This is a genomic window from Micromonospora sp. ATLC20 (assembly GCF_057196585.1).
In genome coordinates, this window is record NZ_JBXUOV010000210.1 from 1 (window position 1) to 9177 (window position 9177).

At 73.7% G+C, this 9177-nt stretch carries 6 protein-coding genes and 2 pseudogenes; 1 reads left to right on the plus strand and 7 read right to left on the minus strand.

Going from position 1 to position 9177, the window contains the following annotated elements; all coding sequences use genetic code 11:
- From AC2CHG_RS27500 to AC2CHG_RS27510, 3 genes and pseudogenes are all read right to left on the minus strand, one after another.
- Window positions 1–306: pseudogene (locus tag AC2CHG_RS27500) on the minus strand (thrombospondin); the annotation flags it as partial.
- Between the two features lie 113 nt (window positions 307–419).
- Window positions 420–1876 (minus strand): annotated as a pseudogene (locus tag AC2CHG_RS27505) (RICIN domain-containing protein).
- A 5-nt stretch (window positions 1877–1881) separates the two neighbouring features.
- Window positions 1882–2631 carry a cellulose binding domain-containing protein gene (locus AC2CHG_RS27510; protein ID WP_484525894.1) on the minus strand — a complete coding sequence of 250 codons (750 nt, stop codon included), beginning with the start codon at window positions 2629–2631 and terminating at the stop codon, window positions 1882–1884.
- A gap of 277 nt (window positions 2632–2908) precedes the next feature.
- Here AC2CHG_RS27510 and AC2CHG_RS27515 point away from each other — a divergent pair, with 277 nt between their 5' ends.
- Window positions 2909–3718, plus strand: a complete 810-nt coding sequence (locus tag AC2CHG_RS27515; protein WP_262013906.1) for an Fpg/Nei family DNA glycosylase — start codon at window positions 2909–2911, stop codon at window positions 3716–3718.
- A gap of 48 nt (window positions 3719–3766) precedes the next feature.
- Here the strand turns inward: AC2CHG_RS27515 and AC2CHG_RS27520 are convergent, their stop codons facing one another.
- The 4 genes from AC2CHG_RS27520 to AC2CHG_RS27535 form a co-directional block, all read right to left on the minus strand.
- Complete coding sequence (locus tag AC2CHG_RS27520) at window positions 3767–4639, minus strand: aminoglycoside phosphotransferase family protein (RefSeq protein ID WP_484525895.1); 873 nt, start codon at window positions 4637–4639, stop codon at window positions 3767–3769.
- Window positions 4640–4732: 93 nt separating this feature from the next.
- Entirely contained in the window at window positions 4733–6154 is a 1422-nt protein-coding gene (locus AC2CHG_RS27525; protein WP_463839171.1) for a WGR domain-containing protein, read from the minus strand.
- A 78-nt stretch (window positions 6155–6232) separates the two neighbouring features.
- Window positions 6233–7615: an FAD-dependent oxidoreductase gene (locus AC2CHG_RS27530; RefSeq protein ID WP_484525896.1), complete on the minus strand. Its 1383-nt coding sequence runs from the start codon at window positions 7613–7615 to the stop codon at window positions 6233–6235.
- A gap of 41 nt (window positions 7616–7656) precedes the next feature.
- Complete coding sequence (locus AC2CHG_RS27535) at window positions 7657–8805, minus strand: carboxylate-amine ligase (protein ID WP_457114155.1); 1149 nt, start codon at window positions 8803–8805, stop codon at window positions 7657–7659.
- Window positions 8806–9177: the final 372 nt, after the last annotated feature.

Below are 9177 nucleotides of genomic sequence, written 5' to 3' on the forward strand. Positions count from 1 at the left end.
GGCCTCCGCGTCCCGCTCGTCGTCGGCCGCCGCGATCCGGCCGTCGGTGGCCGTCGTCGCCGTCCGGCCGTCGGTGGCCGTGGCCGCACCGAGCTCGCGTGCGTCCCGGTCGGTCGCCGCGTCCCGGGCGCGCTCGTCGTCGGTAGCGGTGGCGGCGCTGCGGTACGTGGTCCGCTCCTCGTCGCGGTCGGTGACCACGGGCCGGTCGGCCGGCTGCTCGGCGGTCCGGTCGCGCTCGTCGACCACGCCGTCGCCGTTGGTATCGGTACTGGTCGCCGGAGCGTTCCGGCGGGACAAGATCTTCACGATGGCACCTCCTGATCCAGGCGCGGAGGCCGCGCATGACATGCAGGAAGTACCCAGGTGTGCCGAAATCGACACCCCTGGGTCGGCTCCGCACACTCAGGCGCGCCGCACGGTCAGGACACCGTGCGTGACCACTGCTGGTTGGTGCCCGCACCGCAGGCGTACTGCTGGACGTCCGCGCCGTCGCCGGTGCCGGCGTTCACCACGTCCAGGCACTTGCCGCTGTGCCGGGCCCGCAACTGGAACCAGCCGCCGAGCGCGGCCCACTGCCACTGCTGGTTGGCGCCGCTGCCGCAGGTGTACTGGATGATGTTGGCGCCGTCGGCGGTGGACGCATTGGCGACGTCGAGACACTTGCCGCTCGCCGCGTTGACGAGGCGGAACCAGCCGCCACCGGCGTCCTGGAACTCCCACCTCTGGTTGCCGCCGCCGTTCCAGCCCCACTGCTTGACCTCGGCGTTGTTGGCCGTGGAGCCGTTGATCACGTCGAGCACCCGGCCGCTGTGCCGGGCGGTGACGCGGTGGTAGGTCGGCGAGTTGCCGGTGACGGTGCCCGCCGCCGTGTCGACGGTGACGGACGGATACCAGGTCAGGCTCATGCTGGTGGCGGTCGGGAAGGCGATCGGCAGCCACACGTACTGGGAGTCGTTGGCCGGGCCGCCCCAGGCGCCCGCCCACCTGTCACCCAGATAGAGGTAGCTGGTGCCGGACGTGCCCTGGATCGGCAGCACGAAGGCCGGCTGGGAGTTGAACGTGGTGCCGTTGCCCACGTCGGTCCAGCCGCTCCACGGTCCCGAGATGCTCGGCGCGGTGGCGTACCGGGCCTGGTTCGGGCTCCAGCCCGTCGCCCCCGAGGTCAGCAGGAAATACGTCGAGCCCCGCTTGAACATCGCCGGTGCCTCGCGGTGCGCGCCGTCCCAGAAGTTGCCCACCAGGGCGGCCACGTTGAGGTAGTCCGAGGTGAGCCGGTAGATGTTCAGGTCGTAGTTGTCGTCGGCCGCCGAGATCATGTACGCGGTGCCGTTGTCGTTGTAGAGCGTGATGTCGCGGGACATGTGCTGCCCGAGCGGCCGGAAGCTGCCGTGGTACGTGTAGTTCCCGTCCACGGTGGCCGACGAGGCGACGGCGGCCCGCGCCTCGTTGTAGTCGGACCCGTTCTCCTTGTGCATCCACATCACGAACCGGCCGGTGCCCGCGTTGTAGACGACCTTCGGCCGCTCGATGTTGGCGACCCGCAGCTCCGCGGCCGACGACTGGGTGAGCACGTGGTTGCGGAACTCCCAGGTGCGCAGGTCCGTCGAGCGGTAGACGGACACCGCCCGGAACGTGTTGTCCGGTTGCGGTTCTCGCCGAACCAGTAGTAGTAGTCGCCGACCTTGAGCACACCGCCGCCGTGGGCGTGCACCACGGCGCCGCTGGTGTCGGTGAACTGGGTGCCGTTCGGGACGGTCACCGGGGCCGCCAGCGCACCCGCCGCCGGGCCAACCACCGTCGCCGCGACGGCCACGGCGAGCGCCAGCCCTGCCGCCAGGAGGCGGCCGGCACCGCCGTGCCGTGCCGTCCACCGCATGCCGGTCATCGCCCGCAGGCCGGCGTGATCGCGGCGGGCGTCGCGCTGCTCGCCACGAGCAGGCCGAACGTCGTCGACGCGCCGGGTGCCAGCGTCCCGTTCCAGGAGGCGTTGCGGACCGCGGCGTCCTGGCCGGAGCCCTCGGCCACCCCGCCCCAGACCGACTGGATGCGCTCGTCACCGGGCCACCGCCACGAGACGAGCCAGCCCGGGACCGGCTCGGTGCCGCCGTTGCGCACAGTCACCGTGGCGACGAAGCCGCCGCCCCACCTGCTGTCGACAGTGGCGGTCGCGGAGCAGAGCGACAGCGTGCGCGCCGGTCCACCGATCACGTACGGATCCCGCGTGCCCTTGGTGTCGCCGAACCGGAACCAGTACTCGCTACCAGGGGCCAGGCCGCCGATGGTCACCGTGCCGGATCGTTCCGGCCCGGTGACGGCCTCGGCCACCGGATCGCGCCACGCGGTGGCGTCCTCGCGGCTGGTGAAGAGGCTGATGAGCAGCGGCGGGTCGTAACCGCAGGGCGGGCTGAGCACCATCCAGTAGGTGATGGTGAGGCTGGTGGTGGTGGCGCCCGTCACCTGGCCGGTGACCGGCAGCGCCGGCGGGCACGCGAACGTGGGCGTCGGGGTGGGCGTCGCCGCGGTGGCGGGCGTCATCGCCGTGGTGGCGGGCGACCTGTCGGCGCCGGCCGAGGCGGCCAGGCCGGTCAGGGCGAGGGCGGCGGCCAGTGCCGCGCCGAGCGTACGGAGCATCTGTCTCTCCCGAGCTGGGGGCGCCGGGGGCGGTCGGCGCCGGAGTGGTGGTGGACCGCGATGTCGCCGCCGCGGCGGCACGGCGGAGCGCCGGAGAGGACTGCCCGGCACCGGGGTGGCGCATCACCCCGCGCTTGTCCCTCCGGCGAGATCGAGCTGCTCGCACTGGCTCCCGAGCGCTGCCGCCGCCAGTCTTTCAGTCGACGACCGTCGATTCAATGGCGTCCCAGGACCCGACGTCGCCGGCGGCCCGATCCGCTGGCTACGCTTGGTCGTTGTGCCAGAGGGACACACCATCCACCGCCTCGCCGCCCGGCACGCCGAGCTGTTCGCGGGCGACAAGGTGCACGCCGACAGCCCGCAGGGCCGCTTCGCCGAGGGTGCGGCCCGCCTGAGCGGCACCGTCCTGGACGGCACCGAGGCGTGCGGCAAGCATCTGCTGCACCACTACGCGGGCGAGCTGACGCTGCACGTACACCTGGGTCTGTACGGGAAGTTCGCCGACGGGCCGGGGGAGCCGCCGGCCCCGGTCGGGCAGGTGCGGTTGCGTCTGCACAGCGACCGGCACTGGCTGGAGCTGCGCGGCCCGACCGCATGCGAGCTGCTGACCCCGCCCGAGGTGGCGGCGCTGCGCGACCGCCTCGGGCCGGACCCGCTGCGCGCCGACGCCGACCCGGATCGGGCATACGCGCGGATCCGCCGCAGCCCCACCCCGCTGGCCGCGCTGCTGCTCGACCAGTCGGTGGTGGCCGGCACCGGCCTGATCTTCGTGACCGAGGCGCTGTTCCGGGCCGGGCTGCCGCCGCTGCTGCCCGGCCGGGAGCTGACGCCGGGCGGCTGGGCCGAGCTCTGGGCGGACCTGGTGATGCTGATGGCCCGCGCGGTCGAGCGGGGCCGGATCGACACGGTGCGCGACGCCGACCTGCCGGAGGTGACCGGCCGTGCGCCGCGCGTCGACAGGCACGGCGGCGAGGTGTACGTCTACCGCCGCCCCGGCGCCCCCTGCCACGTCTGCGGCACCCCGGTCAGCCGGGGCGCGCTGGCCGGACGCAACCTCTACTGGTGCCCCACCTGCCAGGCGGGCTGACCCCTCGGCGTGCCTGCCGCTGCGCCCGCCCCGGGTGCGGCGGCGCTGTCACATCTCGTCGAGCAGCCAGCGGGCCGCCTCGACGTTGCCGGGGAAGACGTGGTCGCCGCCGATGCTCCAGGCCACCGTCTGGCCGATCGCCCAGCCGCGTACCCGCTCCCGGTCCAGGCCCAGCTCGGCGCTGAGCCGGTCGAGCCGGTGCCGCACCGCCGCGGGGGAGTGATCCAGCTCCGCGCCGCGCACGAGCGGCACCACGGCGAACTCCCGCTCACCGACCAGCGGCTTCGGGTCGATCACCAGCCACGGTTCGCGCCCGGCGGCCAGGATGTTTCCCGCGTGCAGGTCCTGGTTGACCAGCACCTGCTCACCCTGACTCGGCGCCAGGTCGGCGAGCAGCCCGAGCGCGGTGTCGAGCAGCCGTCGCTCGTACGGGCGCCCGGCCCGCCGCCAGTTGCCGGGCATCCGGTCCGCCCAGCCGGCCGCCTCCTCGGCCAGCGGCGTGAACGGCGCGCCGGCCGGCACCGCGAGCCCCGGCAGCAGCCCGATCGCGACGTCGAGCGCCGCGTCGGGCGCCAGCGCGTGCAGCGGCGTACCCGGGTCGCACCGCTCGACGAGCAGTGCGCGCCGGTCGGGGTCGTGGGCGAGCAGCCGGATCGCGCCCCGCCCGTCCCAGTGCGCCAGCGCGGTGGCCTCGTGGACGCTGTCGTCGTCCGGGTACTGGAGCTTCAGCACCGCCCGGGTCCCGTCCGGAAGCGTCGCGGGCAGCGCCAGCGAGGCGAACGCGTACGCGAACGGCGGGCCGACCGTCAGCTCCCACCGCGCGACGCAGTGGGCCAGCCGGCCGGGCAGCTCCGCGAGCCAGGCCCGGCCGGCCTCCGTCCGCTCGACCCAGCGCAGCCCTTCGGGAATGTCGCACCGCATCCGGACATCCTGACCGGTAGGGCGACGATCCGCTGTCCCCGGGCCGGTCTCGCGCTCGCCGGTGCGGCCGGCCCTGCGCCTCGCCGGTGCGCGTCAGCGCAGCCGGCGGATGTCCCCGTACGCCCGGTAGAAGCCGCCGCGGCCGGACTCGCGGACCTCGGTGACCAGGTAGCGCGCGCCCGGCTCGCGGATGCCCTTGGGGAACTGCACCGACCAGTCCCGCCGGTAGCCGTCGGCGAGCACGTGCACGCGCAGCCGGCCGCCCTGCTCGACGCACTGCACCAGCACGCCGTCGCGCGCGTCGGTGGTCACCTCGACCGAGGTCCAGGCGGCCGTCTCGGGCATCCGGGCCGGCGCCTTCACGTCGACCACGTCGGGCACGCTGCCCGCCTCGGCCGCCCGGATCGCCGCCTCGCTCGCGTCGATGCAGGCCAGGTAGCCGCTCGTGGTGACCACGTAGAGCCGGTTGTCGTGGTACTGCATCGAGTACGCCGAGCCGCAGCCGGTGCCGAGCTTCCACAGCCGGTTGCCGGCCTGGTCGAAGCAGTAGATCGAGGAGGCGCTGTCGCCGGCGAACACGTACCGGCCGCCCTCGGCGGTGGCGCAGGAGAAGACCGCCGAGTCGCAGCGGTAGACCTGCTCGGCCCGGCCGTTCTTACGCAGGCGCACCACCTCGCGGGTGCCCGTACCGGCGAACACGGCGTCCCGCTCCTGCCAGCCGAACAGCACCGCGCCGGTGCCGGTGTGCCACAGCTCGCGCCCGGTACGCCAGTCGTAGCCGGTGACCCCCTGCGAGTGGCCGTGGTAGAGCGCGTCGGCGTCGCAGCGCACCATCCACGCCGACCGGCCGCGTCCCGGCCGGCGCCAGAGAAACTCGTCCTCGTGGTCGATCGCCGAGATGCCACCGTCGCGGTCGGACACGCCCAGCACGCCGTCGTGGATGTCCAGCCAGTAGATGTCGATCTCGGGCGCGATCGCGTACGCCGCGCGGGGCACCTTGCCGGACAGGTCGTAGACGTTGCCGTCGTCGCAGCCGGCGTAGACCCAGGCGTCGTCGGCGACGATGCACTTCACCCCGTCGGGCAGCCGGACCTGGTTGACCAGCCGGGCGTCGTGGTCGAGCGTGGTGATCACCCCGTGTTCGTTGCCGACCATGCAGTGCCTGTCGTCGACGAAGATGCCGAAGGCCGGCGCGCCCGAGGCGTACCGCCACAGGACCGGGGCGGTGCGGGCGGTGGAACGGGTGCTGACGATCTGCCGGCGCGACACCGTGCGCTTCTGGCGTACGCCCGGCACCGCCGGGGCGTACCCCTTGCGGACCTTCTCGCCGATCTTCTTCGCGGCGGCGGCGCGGGCGCGGGCGTTGTCCGGGTAGGTGCTGGTCTTCACCTGGCCCTGGTCGCCGATCCGTCCGTAGCGCACTGTCATCGCGGTGTCGTCGACCACCACCTCGTAGAACTTGTGCGCTCCACCGTCCACTTCGGACAGTTCGAGGTAGGTCGTCTCCTGCGACATGGGGGGTTACCTCCGAGGGGAAGTGCCGGACCGGCAATGCGACAGCGCGCACACGCTAACGCCGGCCACCGACACTTCTCATCTGCCGTCGGCGGCCAGCGCGTCGACGGCCTTGCGGGCGGCGATCAGCACCGGGTCCCACACCGGGGCGTACGGCGGCGCGTACCCCAGGTCGAGCGCCGTCATCTCGTCCACTGTCATGCAGTTCCACAGCGCCACCGCGAGCGCGTCGATCCGTTTGGCCGCCTCGGACCAGCCGACGATCTGCGCCCCGAGCAGCCGCCCGCTCGGCCGCTCGGCGATCAGCTTGACGGTCATCTCCCGTGCGCCCGGGTAGTAGCCGGCCCGGTTCGTCGACTGGGCCAGCACCGTCACGAACTCGAAGCCGGCCTCCCGTGCGTCCCGCTCGCGCAGCCCGGTGCGGCCCACCTCCAGCTCGCACACCTTGGTGACGGCGGTGCCGATGACGCCGGGGAAGGTGGCGTACCCGCCGCCGATGTTGATGCCCGCCACGCGGCCCTGCTTGTTGGCGTGCGTGCCGAGCGGGATGTGCACCGGCATGCCGCTGACCCGGTGCAGCGACTCCACGCAGTCGCCCGCCGCCCAGACACCGGGTACGCCGGGCACCCGCATCCGGCGGTCGGTCCGCACCGCGCCGGAGGGACCGATCGGCAGGCCGGCGGCCTCCGCGAGCGCGGTGTTGGGGCGTACGCCGAGACCCAGCACCACGACGTCGGCCGGGATCGGCCCCTCGTCGGTGACCACCGCGGAGATCCGGCCGTCCCGCTCCTGGAGGCCGGTGACCGTGAGGCCGGTACGGACACCGATGCCGGTGCCGCGCATCGCGTCGGCCACCAGCTCGCCCATGTCCGGGTCCACAGTCGACATCGGCTGGTCGGCCTGCTCCACGAGCTGGACGGAGAGCCCGCGCTGCACGAGCGCCTCGGCCATCTCGACGCCGACGTAGCCGCCGCCGACAACGACCGCGCGCCGGGGCCGGGGTTCGCCTTCCAGCCAGCCGATCAGCGCCGCGCCGTCGTCGAGCGTCTGCACGCCGAACACGCCCGACACGTCGTCGCGTGCCCAGTCCGGCTGCACGGGGGACGCGCCGGTGGCGTACACCAGGGTGTCGAAACCGGCGCGGACCTCGCCGCCGCCGTCGAGGTCCCGCGCGAGGATCTCGCGGCGGTCCAGGTCGATGGCGGTGACCTCGTGCCGGGTACGGACCTCGATGCCGAAGTCGTCGCGGAAGGTCTGCGGGTCACGGGAGATCAGCTCGTCCCGTTCCTCCACCAGGCCGCTCACCCAATAGGGGATGCCGCAGGCCGAGTAGGAGGTGAAGTGTCCTCGCTCGAATGCGACGATCTCCAGGTCGGAGCGGTCGCGGCGGCGGCGTCGCGCCTGCGACGCCGCCGACATGCCGGCGGCGTCGCCGCCGATGACGATCATGCGCTCGGCCACGTCGCCCATCCTGTCACGCCGGGCCGCGGCCGCACGGCCGCTCAGCCACGGGTCTGCCGTGCCACGTCCGCGACCACGTCGACGAGGCTGCCGGTACGCGCGAACACCGCCCGCTGCCGCGCCGCGCCGCTGCCGTGCCGGCGCAGCCCGCCCAGCAGGTCGGTCACCCGGTCCAGGTCGCCGTGCCGTTCCAGTTCCGGGCGCAGCCGGTCGACGAGCCGGTCCAGCAGCTCCCAGGCCGGGCGCAGCTCACCGTCGGTGAGGTCGACGCCCTCGCCCTCCAGCCCGTCGTGGGCGGCCCGCCAGTGCGCCGCCACCAGCAGGTGGTGGTCGGTGTTGACGGCCGGACGGCCGGCGGCGATGTCGGTGAGCGCGGTGGCGACGAGCGCGCGGACCAGCGCCGCCACCAGCACCGCGTCGTCCACGGACGGGCAGACGTCGCCGATGCGGATCTCCACCGTGGGGTACTTGGCGGACAGGCGGGCGTACCAGTAGAGCATCCCCTCGTCCAGCATCACGCCGCTGGCGATGAGCTGACGGATCAGCCGCTCGTAGTGCTCGTGCGACTCCAGGTACGGGGTGGGCGCGACCGACGGCCAGCGTTCCCACTCCACCGAGCGCCAGCTCGCGTACCCGGTGTCCTCGCCCCGGGAGAACGGGGAGTTCGCGGTGACCGCCTGCAGGATCGGCAGCCAGGGCCGGACGTGGTTGAGCACCTGCACACCGGTGTCCGGATCGGGGATGCCGACGTGGATGTGCATGCCGTTGTTGCCGGGACCGGGCACCAGCAGCCGGAACCGCTCGATCATCCGGTCGAAGCGCGGCTTGTCCACCACCGGCGGCACCGGGCCGTCGACCGGCCCGGTGCCGATCGCGAGCAGCCGTACGCCGGCCCGCTCGGCCGCGTCGGCCAGCTCGGCGCGCAGCATCGACAGCGAGTGCCGGATCGAGGACAGGTCCAGCCCGGGCGGGCTGCCGATCTCGATCTGGCTGGTCTGGAACTCGCGCTCCACCTGACCGCGCAGCTCGGCCGGCACCTGCTCCATGACCAGGTCGACGGCGGGTACGGCGGTCCCGGTGTGCGGGTCGGCGAGCAGGAACTCCTCCTCGACGCCGACTGTCAGCAGGTCGGTTCCGCCCGATGCGGCGCTCCGCTCCCGCTCCGCCACTGAGCCACTCATCGTCACCACCGTCTCCTCCGGACCGCTCGCGGCACCGTGCCGCGTGGTCGAGGATCTGTTACCCACCGTGTCCGTTTCGGGAAACGTGCCGGTGGGCGTGTCGGCCGGTTCGCCCGTTCGGGGTACGCCGGCCGGGGTCGGCCGGGCACGGACCGGTGTGCGCGCAGGGGGCCCGCGGGGCGTGACACGGCGGGCTAGGGTGGCCGTGTGGCGGGGATGCTGGCGGTGCTGACGGGAGCGTGGGCGTACGCCCTCGCCCTGTTCGCCGACCGCCCGGCCGGGCTGCTCGCCGGTGCGGCGGTCGTCGCCGCGCTGCTGCTCGCCACCCTGCTCGCGCTGCGGGTCCGCGCGCTGCCCACGCCGCCCGGCACCCGGTTCGCC

Coding starts and splice junctions, on each gene's coding strand:
- AC2CHG_RS27510 (WP_484525894.1), bottom strand. CDS start 2,631: ATGCTCCGTACGCTCGGCGCGGCACTGGCCGCCGCCCTCGCCCTGACC.
- AC2CHG_RS27520 (WP_484525895.1), bottom strand. CDS start 4,639: ATGCGGTGCGACATTCCCGAAGGGCTGCGCTGGGTCGAGCGGACGGAG.
- AC2CHG_RS27525 (WP_463839171.1), bottom strand. CDS start 6,154: ATGTCGCAGGAGACGACCTACCTCGAACTGTCCGAAGTGGACGGTGGA.